Origin of the sequence: Rheinheimera sp. (assembly GCF_030690345.1) — a bacterium.
Taxonomy (GTDB): Bacteria; Pseudomonadota; Gammaproteobacteria; order Enterobacterales; family Alteromonadaceae; genus Alishewanella.
Genome location: NZ_JAUYGV010000008.1, coordinates 501,841 through 521,752, shown reverse-complemented (window position 1 = coordinate 521,752; position 19,912 = coordinate 501,841). Strand labels below are relative to the sequence as shown.

20 protein-coding genes are annotated in these 19,912 nt (G+C 52.2%); 14 read left to right on the top strand and 6 right to left on the bottom strand.

All coding sequences use genetic code 11. The features are described 5' to 3' along the window. Positions 1–17: 17 nt before the first annotated feature. Positions 18–1,037 carry a LacI family DNA-binding transcriptional regulator gene (locus Q8O77_RS17345; RefSeq protein ID WP_305556261.1) on the top strand — a complete coding sequence of 340 codons (1,020 nt, stop codon included), beginning with the start codon at positions 18–20 and terminating at the stop codon, positions 1,035–1,037. A gap of 16 nt (positions 1,038–1,053) precedes the next feature. Here the strand turns inward: Q8O77_RS17345 and gtfA are convergent, their stop codons facing one another. Then, positions 1,054–2,550, bottom strand: a complete 1,497-nt coding sequence (gene gtfA, locus Q8O77_RS17340) for a sucrose phosphorylase (protein WP_305556259.1) — start codon at positions 2,548–2,550, stop codon at positions 1,054–1,056. A 186-nt stretch (positions 2,551–2,736) separates the two neighbouring features. On the opposite strand from gtfA, the gene Q8O77_RS17335 reads away from it, so the two are divergent. The 5 genes from Q8O77_RS17335 to Q8O77_RS17315 all read left to right on the top strand — a co-directional run bounded on the left by Q8O77_RS17335 (position 2,737) and on the right by Q8O77_RS17315 (position 9,780). Continuing rightward, complete coding sequence (locus Q8O77_RS17335; protein ID WP_305556256.1) at positions 2,737–3,990, top strand: sugar MFS transporter; 1,254 nt, start codon at positions 2,737–2,739, stop codon at positions 3,988–3,990. Positions 3,991–4,078: 88 nt separating this feature from the next. Continuing rightward, positions 4,079–6,505: a TonB-dependent receptor domain-containing protein gene (locus tag Q8O77_RS17330; protein WP_305556253.1), complete on the top strand. Its 2,427-nt coding sequence runs from the start codon at positions 4,079–4,081 to the stop codon at positions 6,503–6,505. Between the two features lie 110 nt (positions 6,506–6,615). Next, positions 6,616–8,067, top strand: coding sequence for an NAD-dependent succinate-semialdehyde dehydrogenase (locus Q8O77_RS17325; protein WP_305556250.1), 1,452 nt, complete (start codon positions 6,616–6,618; stop codon positions 8,065–8,067). Between the two features lie 98 nt (positions 8,068–8,165). Further along, positions 8,166–9,308 (top strand): DNA cytosine methyltransferase, encoded by a 1,143-nt coding sequence (locus Q8O77_RS17320; protein WP_305556247.1) that lies wholly within the window; start codon positions 8,166–8,168, stop codon positions 9,306–9,308. A 10-nt stretch (positions 9,309–9,318) separates the two neighbouring features. Next, a complete protein-coding gene (locus tag Q8O77_RS17315) occupies positions 9,319–9,780 on the top strand; it encodes a very short patch repair endonuclease (RefSeq protein WP_305556244.1) in 462 nt (153 codons plus the stop codon). A gap of 5 nt (positions 9,781–9,785) precedes the next feature. Here the strand turns inward: Q8O77_RS17315 and Q8O77_RS17310 are convergent, their stop codons facing one another. Continuing rightward, entirely contained in the window at positions 9,786–10,646 is an 861-nt protein-coding gene (locus Q8O77_RS17310) for a YicC/YloC family endoribonuclease (RefSeq protein ID WP_305556241.1), read from the bottom strand. 125 nt (positions 10,647–10,771) lie between these two features. Here Q8O77_RS17310 and rph point away from each other — a divergent pair, with 125 nt between their 5' ends. The 3 genes from rph (at position 10,772) to Q8O77_RS17295 (ending at position 12,713) form a co-directional block, all read left to right on the top strand. After that, entirely contained in the window at positions 10,772–11,485 is a 714-nt protein-coding gene (gene rph, locus Q8O77_RS17305) for a ribonuclease PH (protein WP_305556238.1), read from the top strand. 23 nt (positions 11,486–11,508) lie between these two features. Next, a complete protein-coding gene (gene pyrE, locus Q8O77_RS17300; RefSeq protein WP_305556716.1) occupies positions 11,509–12,156 on the top strand; it encodes an orotate phosphoribosyltransferase in 648 nt (215 codons plus the stop codon). 185 nt (positions 12,157–12,341) lie between these two features. Beyond that, positions 12,342–12,713, top strand: a complete 372-nt coding sequence (locus tag Q8O77_RS17295) for a diacylglycerol kinase (RefSeq protein ID WP_305556235.1) — start codon at positions 12,342–12,344, stop codon at positions 12,711–12,713. Between the two features lie 173 nt (positions 12,714–12,886). Here Q8O77_RS17295 and slmA read toward each other — a convergent pair whose 3' ends face one another. From slmA to coaBC, 3 genes are all read right to left on the bottom strand, one after another. Further along, the gene (slmA, locus tag Q8O77_RS17290) at positions 12,887–13,477 is read right to left on the bottom strand and encodes a nucleoid occlusion factor SlmA (RefSeq protein WP_305556232.1); all 591 of its coding nucleotides are present in this window, start codon (positions 13,475–13,477) and stop codon (positions 12,887–12,889) included. A 181-nt stretch (positions 13,478–13,658) separates the two neighbouring features. Next, complete coding sequence (dut, locus tag Q8O77_RS17285) at positions 13,659–14,117, bottom strand: dUTP diphosphatase (protein ID WP_305556229.1); 459 nt, start codon at positions 14,115–14,117, stop codon at positions 13,659–13,661. A 48-nt stretch (positions 14,118–14,165) separates the two neighbouring features. Next, positions 14,166–15,377 carry a bifunctional phosphopantothenoylcysteine decarboxylase/phosphopantothenate--cysteine ligase CoaBC gene (coaBC, locus tag Q8O77_RS17280; protein ID WP_305556226.1) on the bottom strand — a complete coding sequence of 404 codons (1,212 nt, stop codon included), beginning with the start codon at positions 15,375–15,377 and terminating at the stop codon, positions 14,166–14,168. A gap of 82 nt (positions 15,378–15,459) precedes the next feature. Between coaBC and radC the strand changes: the two genes are divergently transcribed. The 5 genes from radC (at position 15,460) to mutM (ending at position 18,089) form a co-directional block, all read left to right on the top strand. Continuing rightward, entirely contained in the window at positions 15,460–16,134 is a 675-nt protein-coding gene (gene radC / locus Q8O77_RS17275) for a DNA repair protein RadC (protein ID WP_305556223.1), read from the top strand. A gap of 164 nt (positions 16,135–16,298) precedes the next feature. After that, the gene (gene rpmB / locus Q8O77_RS17270) at positions 16,299–16,535 is read left to right on the top strand and encodes a 50S ribosomal protein L28 (RefSeq protein WP_040551802.1); all 237 of its coding nucleotides are present in this window, start codon (positions 16,299–16,301) and stop codon (positions 16,533–16,535) included. An 11-nt stretch (positions 16,536–16,546) separates the two neighbouring features. Further along, positions 16,547–16,702 (top strand): 50S ribosomal protein L33, encoded by a 156-nt coding sequence (rpmG, locus tag Q8O77_RS17265; RefSeq protein WP_008219722.1) that lies wholly within the window; start codon positions 16,547–16,549, stop codon positions 16,700–16,702. Between the two features lie 92 nt (positions 16,703–16,794). Beyond that, a complete protein-coding gene (locus Q8O77_RS17260; protein ID WP_305556197.1) occupies positions 16,795–17,277 on the top strand; it encodes a hypothetical protein in 483 nt (160 codons plus the stop codon). Positions 17,278–17,279: 2 nt separating this feature from the next. Further along, positions 17,280–18,089, top strand: a complete 810-nt coding sequence (gene mutM / locus Q8O77_RS17255) for a bifunctional DNA-formamidopyrimidine glycosylase/DNA-(apurinic or apyrimidinic site) lyase (protein WP_305556194.1) — start codon at positions 17,280–17,282, stop codon at positions 18,087–18,089. Here mutM and Q8O77_RS17250 read toward each other — a convergent pair. Beyond that, positions 18,086–19,705, bottom strand: coding sequence for a BamA/TamA family outer membrane protein (locus Q8O77_RS17250; RefSeq protein ID WP_305556191.1), 1,620 nt, complete (start codon positions 19,703–19,705; stop codon positions 18,086–18,088). The two genes, mutM and Q8O77_RS17250, sit on opposite strands and share 4 nt — an antisense overlap. Positions 19,706–19,912 lie beyond the last annotated feature (207 nt).

Below are 19,912 nucleotides of genomic sequence, written 5' to 3'. Positions count from 1 at the left end.
GAAAAAGCACTGGCATGATGAGTAAATCAACCCTTAAAAGCGTGGCTAAAACCCTGGGTGTTTCCACTGCAACCATTTCCAATGCCTTTAACCGGCCGGATCAGCTGTCGGTAGCGTTGCGGGAGAAAATTCTGGCTGCCTGCCATGAGCTGGGCTATTTAGGCCCGAATAAGGCCGCGCAGTCGTTACGTACCGGCAGCTCGGGCATAGTGGCGGTGATCTTGTCTGATTCGCTGGAATATATGGTTAGCGATCCGGTGGCCAGCCAGTTTTTGCAGGGCGTTAGCCGCGAGCTGGAACGCCATCATTTGCACTTACTGTTGTTCTCCGGCCAGGCCACTAATCTGGATGCGATCAGCGATTTTGTCGACGGCTTTATTTGCTATGGAGCTCCGCGTAATACCGGTTTAATTGAGCAGCTGCGTTTGTCAAAAAAACGCGTGTTAACGGTCGATTTTGACCTGCCCGGCCGCCCTTCGGTGAATATTGATAACGAGCAGGCCGCTTTTGACAGCGCCATAGCCGTGCTGCAGCAACACGATACCGTGGCTGTGTTGGGCTTACGTTTAATTGATGCCGCCAGCAGTCAGCCGGTAGGCGATAAACCGATGTGGGACAATCAAAGTTCTATAGCGCACCGCCGCCTGGACGGTTACCAAAGGGCGATGCAGCAACGCGGTTTAACCCTGGCCGCCGATTATTTATGGCATATCCCCGAGAGCAACCAAAACTATGCCCGTGAGGCAGCCAAAGCGGTGCTGGCAATGAGCCCAAGGCCCACAGTATTGCTGTGTATGAGCGACCTTATCGGTTTAAGTGCGATGCGCGAAGCCTTGCAATTGGGGCTGAGCATTCCGCAGGATATCCGCGTTGTCGGTTTTGATGGTATTGAAGAAACGCTGCGCTACCACCCGACGCTAACGTCGGTGTGGCAATTCAGTGATGCCAAAGGTGAAGCGGCCGTTAGGGCGTTTTTAAGCGCGGACGACAGCTCACAGTTATTACCTTACCAGCTGCGCTTGGGCGAAAGCAGCTAATCAACGACGAAAGCCGTTACAGCACACTCTGGTACAAGGCGTTCAGGCTCAGGCTTTGCGCCGCTTCACCGGCCGCCTGCCAGTGCATAGTGGCTTCTAAGCTGGCCAGCTGAATATGCAAACCGGCGCTGTGGCCCTGATAGTGCCACTGCAGCTGGTAAGCCTGCTCTGTCAGCCGTTGGCTGAATTCGCCGTTAAATGCCCGCATGCTGCGGCGCAGTTTAATCAGCTGACACAGTGCCTGCACCACCGGTTTTTGCAGCGCTTGCTCTACTTTGGCGGCAGTTAAATAGGGCCGGCCAATATCACGGCCTACGCGGCTTTGTTGCAACAATTCAACATCGTTTGGCATGGCCAGTAAACCGGCGTAATAAATTTGGCTGATGCCAGGGCAAAACAGCTGCATGGCGCGGGCCAGCAGATACTGCTGGTCGTTTTGGCCCAGCGCATCATAAAAGCTGCAATTCACCTGATACAAATCCACGTTGTTAGCGGCATTGCCGGTGGCCAGCTTTGAGCTGCCGTTGCTGTTGGCATGAATGGTTTCTACCAGGCTGTCCAGTTGCGGATCCGTCAGTAAGCCGGGTTGGCCCTGATAATCGGCGGCATCGACAATACCAATGCCATCGTGAGTATCCAGCACCGTGATGCAGTTGCGCGGTGCTATATCCAGCCAGTGTTTCAGTGCCTTGGCATTGCGGCTGAACAAGGTGTGCAGCACCAGTGGCGGCAGAGCGAAGTCGTACACCAGATCGCAGCGCCGGGCTATCTCAATCTGGGTTTGGTGGTAGCCGTGTATTTCTACCAGGCATACCATGCCGCGCGCTTTGGCTTGTTCAGATAAGGCGGCAATAAATTCAAAGGTTTCCGGCAGCATAAAGCAGCGGGTGCCGGCCTTTTTAATGGCATAGCCGGCGGCATCGAGGCGGATATACTTCACGCCGTTTTCGGTAAAGCGCTGTAAAATGGCCTGTAAGTAAGCTTTGCCGGCAGTTGAGTTAACATCAATATCAATTTGATTGGCGGTAAAGGTGGTCCAAAACGGAATTTTGCGGCCATCTTTTAGCGCGATATCGGTAAAAAACGGTGTCGGTCTTGGCCGGTATACGGCAGCTAACTGCTCTGGCGTGGCATCTTTGGCGAAGACTTTATCGCGGGTTAAGAACAGCGGCCAGTAGGGTGAGGCTTCGCCTTGTTCCAGTACATCGACAAACTGCGGTGACTGCGCCGACATATGGTTAACAATCATATCGGCCATCAGCGGATAATCTGCAGCCAGGGCGCGGATATCGCTCCAATCGCCCAGCCTGCTGTCTACGGCAGTGTGGTCGGTTGGGTCAAAGCCGGCATCTTCGCCGTCTATCGGCGGGTAAAATGGTAGCAAATGCACGCCATCAAACAAGCCGGCCAGCGGGCCTTGCAGCATAGTATGTAAGTCTTTGATAGTACCGCCGCTAAGCCGGTCAATATAAGTGATCAGTTGGATCTGGTTGGCGTGTTGTTGACGGTTCATAAAAATAATCCTGAAAAAAATTTGCTTCTTAAACGATTAAGATATAGCTTTAAGCCAACGGACTCCTTTGTCAACCCCCGGCGCATAATAAACCCAAGCCGGCCTGAGAAAGCGGCCCGTACAGCTAAGCCTTTCAGAGCGGTGCGCTTACACCCACTGTTAAAGGCAATATAAACGGGGAACACTATGCTTACTACTGATGCGAAGCGTCAGGCTGTCGGGGCAGCCGAAACGTTAGATCGCGCTCAGGGCTTGCAGCGACAAGTGCGCTGGATGACCTACCTGATGTTTTTTGTCTTTGCCATGACCACCGATGCGGTGGGCGTGATCATTCCCGAAGCCATGGCGGAATATCAGCTTACGATGTTTCAGGCCAGTGCCTTTCACTATGTACCCATGCTGGCGATTGGTTTGGCCGGGTTATTCCTTGGCCGGCTGGCAGATAAACTTGGCCGTAAAAAGCTGATTATCGTTGGTTTAAGCCTGTACGCTGTATCCTGCTATGCCTTTATGGCCGGCAACAGTGCGCTGTTTTTTATCTTATTAATGGGCCTGTGCGGCCTGGCAATTGGTATTTTTAAAACCGCCGCGCTGGCGTTAATCGGCGATATCAGCCCCGACAGCCAAAGCCACACCCGTACCATGAACACGGTAGAGGGCTTCTTTGCTATCGGCGCTATAGTCGGCCCGGCACTGGTAGGCCTGATGATCGCCGCTTCTATCCACTGGACCTCGTTGTATTTGCTGGCCGGCTTGCTGTGCACCTTGTTAGTGGTGATGTCGGCACGGCTGCCTTACCCGCCGTATCAGGCATCTGCAGAGCAAGTGTCGCTGCGCCGTTCCATGCTGCTGTTAAAAGATCGCTACGCGCTGGGGTTTTCACTGGCGATAGCGCTGTATGTCAGCTGTGAAGTGGCGATTTTTGTCTGGTTGCCCACCTTGCTGGCTGATTACGACGGCCGCTGGAGCTTACTGGCAGCCCAGGCGATTACGGTATTTTTTATTCTGCGTGCGCTGGGGCGCTTTTTGGCAACGGCCATTTTAAACCGTTTTTGCTGGAGTAGCGTGATGGCGGTATTTACGCTGTGTATTTTTGTCTGCTTTGCCGCCAGCATGCTCGGTGGTAAAGAGGTTGCAGTATGGCTGATGCCGCTGTCCGGGCTGTTTATGTCGATGATTTACCCGACACTGAATTCCAAAGGTATCAGTTGCTTTGCCCGGCAACAGCATGGCGCTGTGGCAGGCTTGTTACTGGCTTTTACCGCGTTGGCAGCGGCGGTGGCACCGGCGTTAATGGCCGTGCTGGGCGATATCGCCAACGATGTTACCGCCGGTTTTTATCTGGCGACGCTGTTTTCCGCCTTACTGGCACTGGCAATGGTATACAACTGGCTGAAACAGCCAGCCAAAGCTAAGCTGGAGCAGATGTCTTCCGGCTAGCTTTTTTATAGCAGTAAAAACTTAAACGATTAAGTCAAAAGCAGACTATCCAAAGAATAGATCGCGACTTCAACACGGGAGATAGACAATGAAACAGTATAATTTGACACCAGGCTCACTTGCTCTTGCTGTCACGCTGGCGCTAAGCAACAGCGTAGCGATGGCGCAACAGGCAGAAACTAATACAAACGAGTCGGCCGCAGCACAATCAGACGGCACTGGCTTAGGCTTTGAACGCATAGTGGTTACCGGTGCGGTATCGCGTAATCAAACGGTAATGCAATCCAGCGTGTCGGTCAGCAGCCTGACACTGGATGATATCGCCGTGGCCACGCCGCGCAGCACTGCTGAGATTTTCCGCATGCTGCCGGGCGTGCGCAGTGAAGCCAGCGGCGGCGAAGGTAATGCCAATATCGCCGTGCGCGGTTTGCCGGTAGCGTCGGGCGGCGCCAAGTTTCTTACCCTGCAGGAAGACGGTTTACCGGTAATGCAGTTTGGCGATATCGCCTTTGGTAATGCCGATATTTTTCTGCGCGCCGATGCCACCTTGTCAAGGCTGGACGTGATCCGTGGCGGCTCGGCCAGCACCACTGCCAGTAACTCGCCGGGCGGTATTATCAACTTTGTCAGTAAAACCGGTGAAGAAAACGGCGGCAGTATCGCCTTTACTACCGGGCTGGATTACGACAGCTTTCGCACCGACTTTGATTACGGCGGCGATATTAACAGCGATATGCGTTTTCATCTGGGCGGCTTTGTCCGTCAGGGCGAAGGCGTGCGCGACCCGGGTTACCAGGGCGAAAAAGGTTTTCAGTTAAAGGGCAACCTGACCAAAGAATTCGATACCGGCTATGTGCGGCTGTACTTTAAACATTTAAACGACAAAGCCACCAGCTATATGCCGATGCCAATGTTTGCCGATGGCAGCTCAGTGCCGGGTTATGACGCCGGCTCAGATACGCTGCAGTCAGTGTATTTAACCCAAACCGTGCGCTTAAACGGCGATAATCAAGTCTCCCGCGGTGATGTGCGCGATGGCATGAATCCCAAAGTAAACAGCGTCGGCGTGGAGGCGGTGTTTGACTTAGTTGAAGGCTGGACGCTGGAAAACCGTTTTCGCGTTAGTGATGTCAGCGGTAATTTTAATACGCTGTTTCCGGCAGAAGTAGGCAATGCGCAGGACATCGCCGACAGTATCGCCGGCGCCGGTGCCAATTTAACCTACGCCGTAGGGCCCAATGCCGGTGAAGCTTACAGCGCAGAAAATGCTATGCGTATTCACACCTTTGATATTGAGATAGACGATTTTGGCTCTATCGTGAACGATTTAAAGCTGTCACGCCGCTTTGGTGACGTTGATGTCAATGTTGGCTACTACATCGCCGATCAAAGCATCAGCATGTCGTGGTTATGGAACTCGTATTTAATGGCGTTAAAAGGCGACAATGCTGAGTTGTTAAACGTTACTGCCGCAGATGGTACAGCGTTTTCCGAACAGGGCCTTACAGCTTATGGCGTGCCGTTTTTCGGCAACTGTTGCCAGCGCAATTACGACACCGACTACAGCATTAAAGCGCCTTATGCCGGCCTAAGCTGGGCCTATGGTGATTTATCACTCGATGCCAGTATCCGCCGCGATATCGGCAGTGCTTCAGGCACTTATGCCGGTGCGGTACAAAGCAGCCGTGATATGAACGGCGATGGTGTAATCAGCCAGGTAGAGCAAAGCGTATCGGGTATTGATTTAGCCAACGCCAGCATCGTCAATTACAGCTGGGGTTACAATTCCTACTCGGCTGGGGCTAACTATCAGTTTCATAAAGACTGGGCCATGTTTGGCCGCATCAGCAAAGGCGGGCGCGCCAATGCCGACCGTTTATTATTTGGCAAAGTGAATGCTGATGGCAGCGTGGCCAAAGAAGATGCGGTAGATGAAGTTACTCAATATGAGCTGGGTAGTAAAAGCCGGCATGGCAATTTAAACCTGTTTGCTACCTTGTTTTTCGCTGAAACCGAAGAGCAAAACTTTGAAGCCACCAGCCAGCGCTTTTTTGACCGCACTTACAAAGCGCACGGTATCGAGTTGGAAAGCAGCTACCGCATCGGCGATTTTGATATGCGCGGCTCTGTTACCTGGACCGATGCTGAGATCAGCAAAGATGCGCTGACCCCGGACGTGGTGGGTAATACACCCAGGCGCCAGGCGGACTTTGTTTATAACCTGCTGGCGCGTTACTTCTTTGAGCAAGCCCAGCTTGGCGTAAGCCTGGTCGGCACCACAGCTGCCTATGCTCAGGATAACAATGACTTAAAATTCAGCGGTTACACCCAGGTAAATGCGTTTGCCAGCTACAATCTGGCCGAAAACCTGACCGTGTCGCTGAATATTAACAACCTGTTTGACGAAATTGGCCTGACAGAAGCCGAAGAAGGCTCAGTGCCGGATAACGGCATTATCCGTGCCCGTACCATTAATGGCCGCAATGCCTCTTTGGGCTTGGCATACCGTTTCTGATAACAATTGTGTTTGCTGAAACGGCGGGCCTTTGCCCGCCGTTTGTTTAATTTAGTGTTCACTTCTGTGTGCTAACATGCATTAACACCCTCAGCTAAGCGGAGTGACGTATGCAGCAGATAAGTAAAACCCTGATTAAACAGGGTTCCTACATCAATGGCGATTGGTTATCGCACACTGATACTTTTGACGTAGTTAACCCGGCTAATCAGCAGTTACTGGGTAAAGTTGGCGATGCCAGCGCCGCCGATGCTGAGCAAGCCGTGCTGGCAGCAGCTAACGCCTTTGCCGGCTGGGCCGCCAAACCGGCTGCAGAGCGCGCGCAGTTACTGCAAAGCTGGTATCAGCTGGTGATGCAGCATCAGGACGACTTAGCCCGCTTACTCACGCTGGAGCAAGGCAAACCGCTTAGCGAGGCCAAAGGCGAAATAGCCTATGGCGCTTCTTATATTCAGTGGTTTGCCGAAGAAGCCAAACGCTTATACGGCGATACGATACCGGCACCCTCCAACGATAAACGCATTATTGTGCAGCGCCAGCCGGTTGGTGTAGTGGCGGCCATCACGCCGTGGAATTTCCCCAATGCGATGCTGGCGCGTAAAGCCGCCGCCGCGCTGGCAGCTGGCTGCACCTTTGTGGTTAAGCCGGCACAGCAAACGCCGCTATCGGCACTGGCACTGGCCGAATTAGCCCACCAGGCCGGTATTCCGCCCGGCGTGTTTAACGTGGTAGTAGGCACTAACGCCAAAGCCATTGGCGAAGTGTTTACCGGGCACGCTAAGGTAGCCAAATTCAGCTTTACCGGCTCCACAGCCGTGGGTAAGCAGTTGGCAAAGCAATGTGCCGACAGCGTAAAACGGGTAACAATGGAGTTGGGCGGTAATGCGCCCTTTATCGTATTTGACGACGCCGACCTGGACGCCGCCGTGCAGGGCCTTATGGCGGCCAAGTTTCGTAATGCCGGCCAGACTTGCGTTTGTGCCAACCGTATTTTAGCGCAGCGCAGCGTGTATCAGGCCTTTGCCGATAAGCTGGCTATTGCCGTTACCCAGCTTAACGTTGCTGATGGCCTGGCTGCAGATAGCCAGATCGGGCCGCTAATTGATGGCAAAGCAGTAGAGAAAGTAGAAAAACTGCTGCAAAGCGCGCTTGATGACGGCGCCAAAGTGCTGCTGGGCGGCAAAACCCACAGCGCCGGCAAGCAGTTTTTCCAGCCGACCTTGCTTAGCGATGTCAGCGCGGATATGGCCATAAGTAATGAGGAAATTTTCGGCCCGGTGGCGCCGTTAATGGCGTTTGATACCGAAGCCGAAGCAATAGCGCTGGCCAACAGCACCGAATATGGCCTGGCGGCCTATTTTTACAGCCGCGATATCGGCCGTGTATTTCGCGTGGCAGAGGCGCTGCAGTTTGGCATGGTAGGCATTAATGAAGGCATAGTGTCTAACGCTGCTGCGCCTTTTGGCGGCATCAAACAATCCGGCTACGGCCGCGAAGGTTCTAAATACGGCCTGGATGACTACACCAATTTAAAATACCTGTGCTTGGGCGGGCTTAGCTAAGCCGGGCAGTTTTTGCGGCAATAACCTTAACCGGCGGCTTGTCTGCGGCTTCATACGCTGCTAGTCTCCCGGGTAATAGCACACAGGTATACAGCAGAATGAAACAGGCAACACAACCGGCAACACCGGCGCATAAACAACACAACATAGCCGATGCGCCACTGCGCACAGATGACAACAACTGCAGCTTCAGGTTTATTGACTTATTCGCCGGTATTGGCGGCATTCGCCTGCCGTTTCAGCAGGCCGGCGGTAAGTGTGTGTTTACCTCGGAGTGGGATAAGTTTGCCCAAAAAACCTATGCGGCGAACTATGGTGAGATCCCTAATGGCGATATTACCCAAATTAGTGCCCGTGATATTCCGGACCATGATATTTTGCTTGGTGGTTTTCCGTGTCAGGCGTTTAGCCAGGCAGGGTTAAAAAAAGGCTTTAGCGATACCCGCGGCACCATGTTTTTTGAGATCCAGCGTATTTTAGTCGAAAAGCGGCCGAAAGCCTTTTTGCTGGAAAACGTTAAGCAGTTAAAAGGTCATGACAAAGGCCGCACCTTAAAAACCATCTTGCAAATTTTACGTGGTGAACACAGCGACGCCGTGCCGGATGATATTCCGCTCAGCGAAGAAGCGCGCCATGCGCTGTCGGACAAGCTGAACTACTGGGTGGATTTTAAAGTGCTGCGGGCGGCCGATTTTGGCGCACCGCAAAACCGCGAGCGGGTGTTTATTGTTGGTTTTGATAAAAACCATTTTGGCGAACTGGATTTTGCTTCACTGTTCCAATGGCCGCAAGCACCGAAAACGCCAACCCGCGTCGGGGATATTTTGCAGGATTTATCCGGCCTGACACCGGCACAAGACCGATACACCATTTCTGATAAGTTATGGGCCGGGCACCAAAAGCGCAAAGCAGAGCATCAGCAAAAGGGTAATGGCTTTGGCTATTCACTGTTTAGCGCAGAAGATGCTTACACCAATACCATTAGCGCCAGATACTATAAAGACGGCTCGGAAATTCTGATTGAGCAAACCGCTTTGGGTAAGAATCCGCGCAAACTGACGCCCAGAGAGTGCGCCAGGCTGCAGGGCTTTCCGGAGCAATTTATTGTTGATGCGGTATCGCACGGCCAGATTTACAAGCAGTTTGGCAACTCGGTGTGTGTCAAAGTGGTCGACGCTGTGGCACAAGCGATGATGCGTTTTATCAACAGTGCGCAAGCACGCAAAAACAACGCCGCCTGACGGATGCGCCTTGACCGACGTACATGATGTCGCCACCCGCAGCCGCAATATGGCGGCAATTAAAAACAAGCATACTCAACCGGAAATATGGCTGAGAAAACAGCTGCATGCCGCCGGTTTTCGCTACCGGCTGAATGTGGCTGCTCTGCCCGGCAAACCCGACCTGGTGTTAGCCAAATACCGCGCGGTAATTTTTGTCCAGGGCTGCTTTTGGCATCAGCATAACTGTGCGCAGTTTCACTGGCCGAAAAGCCGCGTCGACTGGTGGCGCGCTAAAATCACCGCCAACCGGCGCCATGATGAAATGGTACAAGACAAACTGCGCGAAATGGGCTGGCGCGTACTGTTACTGTGGCAATGCGCTATAAAAGGCCGTACGCGGTTACCGCAACAGCAGCTGTTAGCACAAATTAATGACTGGATCCGCCACGGCGGCTCTTTTGCTGAGCTACCGCCGCCGGATAGTATCTAAACCGGTTATTCGATATTCTGAATTTGCTCGCGCATCTGCTCAATTAACACCTTCAACTCCACCGCAGCGTTGGTAATTTCAGTGCTGATGGCTTTGGATGACAGCGTGTTTGCTTCGCGGTTAAACTCCTGCATCATAAAATCTAAGCGCCGGCCGCAGGCGCCGCCTTTTTTCAGCGTGTGGCGGGTTTCTTTGATGTGGGCTTCGAGGCGGTCGAGTTCTTCGGCGACGTCAGACTTAGAGGCTAAAAACGCCATTTCCTGCTCTAAACGGCCTTGCTCGATATCGGCTTTAATCTCGTTTAAGCGGTTTACAATGCGGTCGCGCTGCCATTGCATGGCTTGCGGCAAATGCGTGCGGACAAAAGCCACTTGCTCGCCAATAGCCGTTAAGCGTTGCTGGATCATCTGATCGATGGCGTCACCTTCGCGGCCGCGGCCGGCTAAGAAGTCTTGTAAGGCAGCGTCGAAACCGGCCAGCAGTTCGCCTTGCAGCGCGTCTAAGTCTTCAGTCGGGGTTTCCATTACACCCGGCCAGCGCAGGATGTCGGCAATGTTTAATTGCGCTTGCGGTGCTTTTTGCAGTAACTGCTGGGCTTTTTGCAGCAACTGCTCGGCAAATACTTCGTTTAACGTTAGTTCGCCGGCGGCCTGGTTAGCATGGTAGCGCAGGTTAACTTCTATTTTGCCGCGCTGCAGGCTGTTGCGGAGTTTGTCGCGCAGCAGGCTTTCTAAGCCGCGAAACTGCTCCGGCAGGCGAAAGTAGGACTCCAGGTAACGCTGGTTTACCGAGCGGATCTCCCACTGGGCGGTGCCCCAGCTGGCTTTGGTTTCGTGACGGGCGAAGGCGGTCATGCTGTGGATCATAATAAATTCTCTGGCGACAAATAAAACCAGAGTATACCGCAGGGCAATCGAATTTGGCGAATTGATGGCTCTGAGTAACGTTAGCCCCTATAATAACCGCCATTGTTAATTTCAGGAGTGCAGCTATGCGTCCAAGTGGCAGAACCGCCAGTCAGATCCGTCCCCTTACTTTTACCCGTCAATTTACCGCTCATGCTGAAGGCTCAGTATTGGTTGAATTTGGTAATACCAAGGTAATTTGTACCGCCAGCGTAATTGAAGGTGTGCCGCGCTTTATGAAAGGCCAGGGCAAGGGCTGGGTAACGGCCGAATACGGCATGCTGCCACGTGCTACCCATACCCGTAATGACCGCGAAGCGGCACGGGGTAAGCAAGGTGGCCGCACTATGGAAATTCAGCGCCTTATTGGCCGTGCGCTGCGTACCGCAGTGGATTTAAAACTGTTGGGTGAAAATACCATTACTATCGACTGTGATGTGATTCAGGCCGACGGCGGCACCCGCACAGCGTCTATTACCGGTGCTTGTGTAGCCTTAGTTGACGCGCTGAACCATATGCGCGCTAAAGGCATTATTAAAACCAACCCGCTGAATTTTATGGTAGCTGCGGTATCGGTAGGTATTTATAAAGGCACCGCTGTGGCCGATTTAGATTACGCCGAAGATTCTAACGCCGAAACCGATATGAATATCGTGATGACCGAAACCGGCAAAGTGATTGAAATTCAGGGCACGGCTGAAGAAGCGCCGTTTAGCTTTGAAGAAATGCAGCAGATGATGGATTTAGGCAAGCACGCCATCCGTGAAATTATCGACGAGCAAAAGCGCGTTCTGGCATAACAAGCAAAGGATACAACAGCATGATCAAGCCGTTTCAACGTGAATTTATTGAGTTTGCGCTGTCGCGTCAGGTACTAAAGTTTGGCAGTTTTACGCTGAAATCCGGCCGTACCAGCCCGTATTTTTTTAATGCCGGGCTGTTTAACACCGGCGGTGATCTGGCCAAATTAGGCCGCTTTTATGCGGCGGCGTTGCAGGACAGCGGCCTGGAGTTCGACGTACTGTTTGGCCCGGCTTATAAAGGTATTCCTATTGCCACTACTACAGCGGTAGCATTGGCCGATCATTATAACCGTGATGTGCCGTACTGCTTTAACCGCAAAGAAGCGAAAACCCATGGCGAGGGTGGTAACTTAGTCGGTTCGCCGTTACAGGGCCGCATTATGCTGGTGGATGATGTGATTACCGCCGGCACTGCTATTCGTGAATCTATGCAGTTAATTCAGGCACAGGGCGCTGAGCTTACTGGTGTACTTATTGCACTGGATCGGCAAGAGCGCGGCCAGGGTGAACTGTCGGCCATTCAGGAAGTTGAGCGTGATTTTAATACCAAGGTGATTTCGATTATCAGCCTGCCGGATCTGATCAGCTATTTAGCCGATAAGCCGGAAATGGCACAGCATCTGGATGCGGTGAAAGCCTACCGGGCGCAATATGGTGTTAATGCTTAAGGAAAATCGGGCTTTAGAGTAGGGCACAGTGTCAGGAAATGCTTTCTGCACCGGCTTCAAGGATCACATCCCTGTGCCCTCTCAGCCTGCGCGGCATCCTTGCCGCTGTTCCGAAAGCACACCTGACCCTATACCTGATATTTTAGTGGCAGCCCGAATATACGCAGCGTAGCAAGGAAAAAGAGATGTTAAAGCCAAACGGTGTCGGTTTAGGCAGGATTATTAAAGCGGCAAAATGCTCAATGCAGGGTTTTGCTGCCAGTTGGAAGTTTGAGTCGGCCTTTCGTCAGGAAACTACCTTAGCCGTTATCTCTGTGCCGTTAGCCGCCTGGTTGGCCACGTCTGTCAGCCAGTTTGCGCTGTTGGTTAGCGTATGGTGTTTGGTGCTGGTGGTGGAGCTGTTAAATTCCGCTATCGAATCACTGACTGACCGGGTGGGCCTGGAGCGACATGAATTGTCGGGTCGCGCTAAAGATATGGGTTCGGCGGCGGTGTTTGTCAGCTTAGTAATAGTGGCGCTGGTATGGGGCGCGGCCCTGTACGAGCGTTTCGTTTAGCTGTTGTTGACCAGCCGAATTTTCTGATTTTAGATAAGGAAGGGATTAGGTGTGCTTTCGTAGCAGCGGCATGGATGCCGCGCAGGCTGAGAGGGCACAGGGATGTGATCCTTGAAGCCGGCGAAGAAAGCATTTCCTAATCCCTGACATTACTACCTGACGTGTGGTATCACTTAACCAAACAGCGTCTGTTGCAGCAATGCCCACTGATTGGCCCAATGCTGGGTTGGCAGCCGGGTGAAACCCGAGCGGACAAACTGGCTTAGCTTACCTTCTACCGTGGCCAGCAACAGGTTGGCCAGCTCGCCTTCGTCGATACTAAAGCCTTTACCTTCACGCAGCTTACGCTCACGCAGGCATTGTTTTAGCTGGGTTTCCAGTTTTTCAAATAACTGAGCAACGCGTTCTTGCAGGCGCTCTTGTTCACCTTGCAGTGCATCGCCGGTTAATATGCGGCAAATGCCCGGGTTACGTTCGGCAAAGACTAATATCAGCTGCAGAATTAATTCGGTGCGGCTGGCGGTGTCTTTATGCTCATCCAGAATTACGTTAATGCGCGATAACAGCGTATCTTCAATAAACTCGATTAAGCCTTCAAACATCCGTGCTTTGCTGGGAAAATGCCGGTACAGCGCGGCCTCAGAAACACCGACTTTTTCTGCCAGTGCTGCCGTGGTAATACGCTGGCCATTATTGCTTTGCAGCATGGCGGCTAATGCTTGCAGAATATCTTCTTTACGGTTTGTACTGCGTGGTGCCGGCATTGCATGTCCTGTAAAAAGTAACTTAGAGTTTGGTGCAGGTGCCTGCAGCCGGAAATACTTATTTCGCCGCCTTCAAGGAGCACATCCCTGTGCCCTCTCAGGCTCCGCGGCATCCATGCCGCTGCTACACAAGTACACCGGCCTCCGGCACTGTTAAGCTTCAGTTCTTGTTCTTCAGCGCTCAGGCTTTGCCAGAATGGCCAAAACCGCCTTCGCCGCGCGCTGTCTGCTCAAAGCTGTCAACAATATTAAATTCTGCCTGCACCACCGGCATAAATACCAGTTGGGCGATACGATCACCCGGCTCAATAGTAAAGCTGTCATTGCCGCGGTTCCAAATCGAAACCATTAACGGGCCCTGGTAATCCGAGTCAATTAAGCCCACCAGATTACCCAGCACGATACCGTGCTTATGACCCAGGCCGGAGCGGGGCAGGATAGTGGCGCACAAATTAGCGTCGCCGATAAAAATCGATAACCCGGTTGGAATTAACGTAGTGTCGCCGGGCGCCAGCGTCAGGCTGCTATCCAGACAAGCGCGCAGGTCTAAGCCGGCAGAGCCCGGTGTGGCATACGCCGGCAGCGGGAATTCAGTACCAATACGCGGGTCGAGGATTTTTAAATCGATAGCTTTTTTCATTTACGGCTTAACTCTTTATTTTAATTACAAATAGTATTCTAACGGTAATTAGTTGGCGGAAAATTGGCTGTAGATATGCTGCAGTATCGCTTTGGCCAGGCTGGCTTTAGGTTGTGCCGGCAATGCCAGCTCACCAGACTGCCACACCAGGGTGACAGCATTATGATCGCTGTTAAAGCCCAACTGGCTGTTGGATACGTCATTAGCGCAAATTAAGTCCAGCTTTTTGCGCGCCAGTTTATCTTTGGCGTACTGCAGCACATTTTGTGTTTCTGCGGCAAAACCCACGGTAAAGGGCCGCTGTGCGGGTAGGGCCGCCACGCTGGCAATAATGTCCGGGTTTTGTACCAGCTTCAGCTCAAGGGCGCTGTCGGCTTTTTTCTTCATTTTCTCGCCGGCCACTTCTGCTACGCGATAATCGGCTACCGCCGCGCAACCGATAAAAATATTGCTCTGTACCGCCTGCGCTAAAGCCGCGTCATGCATCTGCTGCGCAGTGGTAACGTCTATGCGTTTAACGCCAGCAGGCGTGGCCAACTGCACCGGACCGCTGATCAGCGTAACATTGGCACCCATAGCTGCAGCGGCAGCAGCCAGGGCAAAGCCCATTTTGCCTGAGCTATGGTTAGAGATATAACGCACCGGGTCGATGGCTTCACGCGTCGGGCCGGCAGTGATTGTAATTTTTATGTTATTAAGTTGCTGTTCAGCTAAAAAATGTTCTTCTAGCGCGCTAACCAGCTGCAACGGCTCTAACATACGGCCTGCGCCGGTGTCGCCACAGGCTTGGTCACCAACTCCCGGGCCGTAAATGTAAAAATTATGTGCTATAAGTGTGGCTAAATTCTGCTGAGTGGCTATGTTTTTATACATCTGCTGGTTCATTGCCGGTGCTACAGCAATCGGGGCTGCGGTGGCTAACACACAGGTAGTGAGTAAGTCGTTGGCTAAGCCATGCGCCATGCGGGCGATAACGTCGGCACTGGCCGGGGCAATTAAGATGATGTCTGCCCATTTTGCCAATTCGATATGGCCCATAGCCGCTTCGGCAGCCGGGTCAAGCAAACTGGTGCTGACCGGGTTGCCGGATACAGCCTGCAAGGTAAGTGGCGTAATAAAGTGTTGGGCGGCGTCGGTTAAAATAACCCGCACATCAGCGCCGCGCTCTTTTAAGCGGCGCACTAAATCAGCACTTTTATAGGCGGCAATACCGCCGCTGATACCAAGTAAAATACGTTTTTGCGCAAGGGTTTGCTGCATAACAGAGCCACCGGAAGTGGAAAAAACTGGCGCTAAGATAGCATGGAAACACAAATTCAGCATCAATTCAGGGAGTGATTGCATGAGTATTCGTCACTGGCCCGCTACCGAGCGGCCGCGGGAAAAATTGCTCGACAGAGGCGCCATGGCGCTGTCAGACGCTGAGCTGCTGGCAATCTTTTTACGCACCGGCATCGCCGGTACCGATGCGGTAACCCTGGCAAGGCAGTTATTAAATCAGTTTGGCTCGTTACGGCGTCTGCTTGGCGCCAGCCAGGCTGATTTTTGCTCGGCTAAAGGTTTGGGTGAAGCCAAATTTGTGCAATTGCAGGCGGTGCTGGAGCTGAGTAAGCGCTATTTACAGCAACAAATACAGCGCGATACCGTGTTTAACGATCCCGGTACCGTGAAGCGCTATTTGCAACATGCGATTAGCGGCGAGCAGCGCGAGGTATTTTTATTGCTGTATTTAGACAGCCAGCACCGGCTGATTAAAGCCGAGCCGTTATTTGCCGGCACTATAGATGCCTCCCCGGTGTATCCGCGTATTGTAGTTCAGCAGGCTTTAGCGCATAATGCCGCCGCTGTTATTCTGGCGCACAATCATCCATCCGGCGTGGCCGAGCCCAGCCGGGCGGACAGAGCGATTACTGAACGCTTAGTTCAGGCGCTAATGTTGGTAGATATCAAGGTATTGGATCACTTTATAGTGGGCGATGCCGATGTAATCTCCTTTGCTGAGCGTGGCTGGCTGTGAAGATCTGCAGAGATCCTTGCCGGATCTCTGCGCGCGGGCGAAAGATTTCGCTTGAATAAGGTGGCTTATTCGTGTATAAATTGCGCCCTCTTGTTTTGGGGCAACCTTCTTGGCCGGAAGGGTGATGACAGCTCGAGCTGATGTAATTTTGGAGAACTATTGACATGTCTAGAGTGTGCCAAGTAACCGGCAAAGGTCCGATGGTAGGTAACCGTCGTTCACACGCCAACAATGCTACTAAGCGCCGTTTCCTGCCTAACCTGCAAACTCACCGTTTCTGGGTTGAAAGTGAAAACCGTTTTGTTACATTACGTACTTCTACCCGTGGTATGCGCATCATCGATAAGAAAGGTATCGATGCGGTATTAGCCGAAGTGCGTGCTAACGGTCACAAGGTGTAAGGAAATAAATAATGCGCGATAAAATCCGTTTAGTCTCTTCTGCAGGCACTGGTTTCTTCTATACAACTACGAAGAACAAGCGCACCATGCCAGAAAAGATGGAAATCAAAAAGTTCGATCCTAAAGTGCGCAAGCATGTGATTTTCAAAGAAGCGAAAATCAAGTAATCGAACACAGAAACCCGGCCAACGCCGGGTTTTTGCTTTTTAATACCCGCCTGCGTTACTATGCCGCGTCGCCTTAGCTGACAGGTATTATCATGTTAAAACTGTCCCGTCGTAACTGGAATAACGTACTGATTTTTGCCGTGCTGATTTTGATGTTTGCGCTATATGGCATACCGCAACGTTTAGCGCAGTTGAATACAGCCGAGCATCGCTTGCTGCCCGCTGACAGCGAATTATTAATGGTCGCCTTTGCCAACCAACGTTTAATTAAAGCCGGCCCTCAGTGGCAATTGCAGCCGCAAGGCGCTAAAGCGGTAGATGCTGCCCAGCTTGCCGTAGCCTGGCAGCACAGTTCACTTACCCCCGTTGAGGTGGCCGCAGATAAAAGCCGCGTACCGGTAGCCCAAGCCAGCGTGCAACTGGTGGGGCAAACGGCGCCGTTAATTTGGTTGTTGTATCCGGCCTCTGATGCCGGTGACGGCCAGTTCTTATTGCAGCAAGCCGGGCAGCAGCAGTTTTATCAATTAAGCGCAGCGCAGGCGGCGCAGTTGTTTTTAATCGATATGGCGGAGTAACAGTGCCGGAATTACCTGAAGTAGAAGTGTCGCGCCAGGGCATCAGCCCTTATCTGGAAAACCGGCAGTTAGTTGAAGTGGTAGCACGCCAGCGCCAACTGCGCTGGTGGGTGCCGGATGAAGTATTGGCGCAGCTGAATCAGCCTATTTTGTCGGTTACCCGCCGCGCTAAGTATTTGCTTGTTCAGCTGCCACAGGGCGACATAATTTTGCACCTGGGTATGTCGGGCCATTTAAAAGTACTGGCGGCTGACACCCCGGCGACCAAGCATGATCATATTGATCTGCTGTTAGACAGCGGCATGCTGTTGCGGTTAAACGACACCCGCCGTTTTGGTGCAGTGCTTTGGCAGCAAAAAGGTGAAGTACACCCGTTGTTGGCCAGCCTGGGGCCGGAGCCGCTGAGTGACAATTTTAACCTGGCGCATTTAACGGCGGCTTTTGCCAAACGCGGTAGTGCGGCAAAGCTGGTGCTGATGGATAACCACGTGGTGGTGGGCGTGGGTAATATTTACGCCAACGAAGCGCTGTTTAAAGCCGGCATCTTGCCGTCTAAACCAGCCAAAGCGGTAACCCCACCGCAGTTAGCAAAACTGTTGCCGGTGATTAAAGACACCCTGGCTGCTGCGATTAAACAAGGTGGTACCACATTAAAAGACTTTAGCCAGGCTGACGGTAAGCCGGGCTATTTTGCCCAGCAGTTACAGGTATATGGTCGGGGTGGCCAGCCCTGTTTAACCTGTGGCACGGTGTTGAGTGAGCTCCGCCTTGGCCAGCGTAGTACTGTGTTTTGCCCGAAGTGCCAGAGTTAAAACCGTTTTTTCGCAGTAACCCGCCATTGCCAGGCATCCAGCTTGGGGTTGTCGCTAAAAGGATGGGTTAGATCAATATGGATCATGGTGCCGCGGCTGGAATGTGACGACAGTAAACGGATACCACCACCGACACCAAACAGCACACCGTCATCAATATTACTGTCAAAATCCTGCTTTGCACCCCAGCTGCGGCCGGCATCGGCAAAACCGGCAAAGCCGACATCCAATAGCTGTAATATCGACCAGTCGGTAAAGTAGCGGTACTCTGCGGTGGCCACAATGCGGCTGTCACCGCGTTGATAGTACAACGGAAAGGCGCGCAAACCGGTATCACCACCTAAGTACAGCGCTTCGTCCTGAAACAGCTGGCGGCCAAATTCCGCGTTAACTATGCCCACAGCACTGCTGTTATTGTTCAGCTGATACACCAGTTGCAACTGGTTGCTGAATAAATGCTGATTAACACCACTTAACCACAGCGCCTGGTAGCGGCTGTTACCCAACAAAAAAATGTCGTTGTTAAGTTGCCACACTTTGGCCAGTTCCGTATCCAGTTGCCAGCCGGCGTCGTCAGCACCCAACCAGGATTGCAGACGGCCCAAGCGCAGCCGCGCCTGCCAGCCCAAATTAATGTCTTCCACGCGGTTAAACTGATTAATATTAAACAGCTTACGATAATCGCTGACCAGCAGCTGATACTCCAGCCAGATGGCTGACAGGTTGCGCTCCGGCGGTAAGTCATACACCGTCAACTCAGTTTGTTGAAAGTTGGTGTCGTTCAGGGTAAAGCCGATATTCAGCCGGTGAATATGATTAGCACGCTGAGCCAGTTTAAAACCAACGTAGCTTTCAAACCACTTTAACTCGCGGTCGTACAGGTTAATTTCATCGCCGAGTAAATAATCGCTGATCTCTTCTTTGTTTTTTTCCAGATCCAGGCTGAAAGCCCAGGGCGATGACAAGCGGTAAAACGGCCGGGTCAGAGTAAAGTGGTAACTTTCACCGTCGGAGTTATCAGCGTAGCGGGTAAGGGCATTCCAATGGGTACCAAAGATATTCGGCGAGGCAAAACTCAGCAGATAACCGGTACGTTCACTGTCTTTGGCATAATCCAGCTGTAGCTGATTACCGCTACCCAGCAGGTTGTCATCGGCGATGCCAATGGAGTAATCAGTTTCACCGCCTTCACTGCTGAAATCTATCTTTGGCAGCAGCGACCAGTTATCCCAGGTTTCTACCAGCACATTAACACTGTTGCTCTGTGGGCAATATTGGCTCACCGATATTGCAGCATCGCGGATATAAGCGCGGTTACGCAGCAAACGCTCGGTTTCTTCCAGCTCTTGCAGGTTTAGCGCTGCACCTTGCAGAAACAGTAAGTCATCCTGCACTGTGGGTTCTTTGGTAATAATATGGCTGTAATTGGCGAAACGGTGCAGCCAAAAGGTGCCTTTTTCTGTCAGGTCGAACACATTGTTACGCCGGTAACTGATGCTGCCGATAGTGACATCATCAGGCAGCTCAGCCTGCTGCTGCGGGCTGATGTCAGTACACTCTGCCTGCACGGCGCAGGAAAAAAGCACGGTAAATAAGCAGCTTAGACTGCGTAACATAAGCCTGCCCTCCTGGCCGGTAAACTGAAACAAGCGCTTGCACAATTGCTATCAGTTAACGTTATTTCAACTCTGTTGGCAAGTTAAGCCGTTGCACGGCCTGATATTATACTGTGCGTTATTGTCCACAGCCTGGTTGAGATTAGTTGCTATGCTTTATACAATAGCGCCAAATTTTGCTTATTCAGCAATATGTTAATTCAGTAA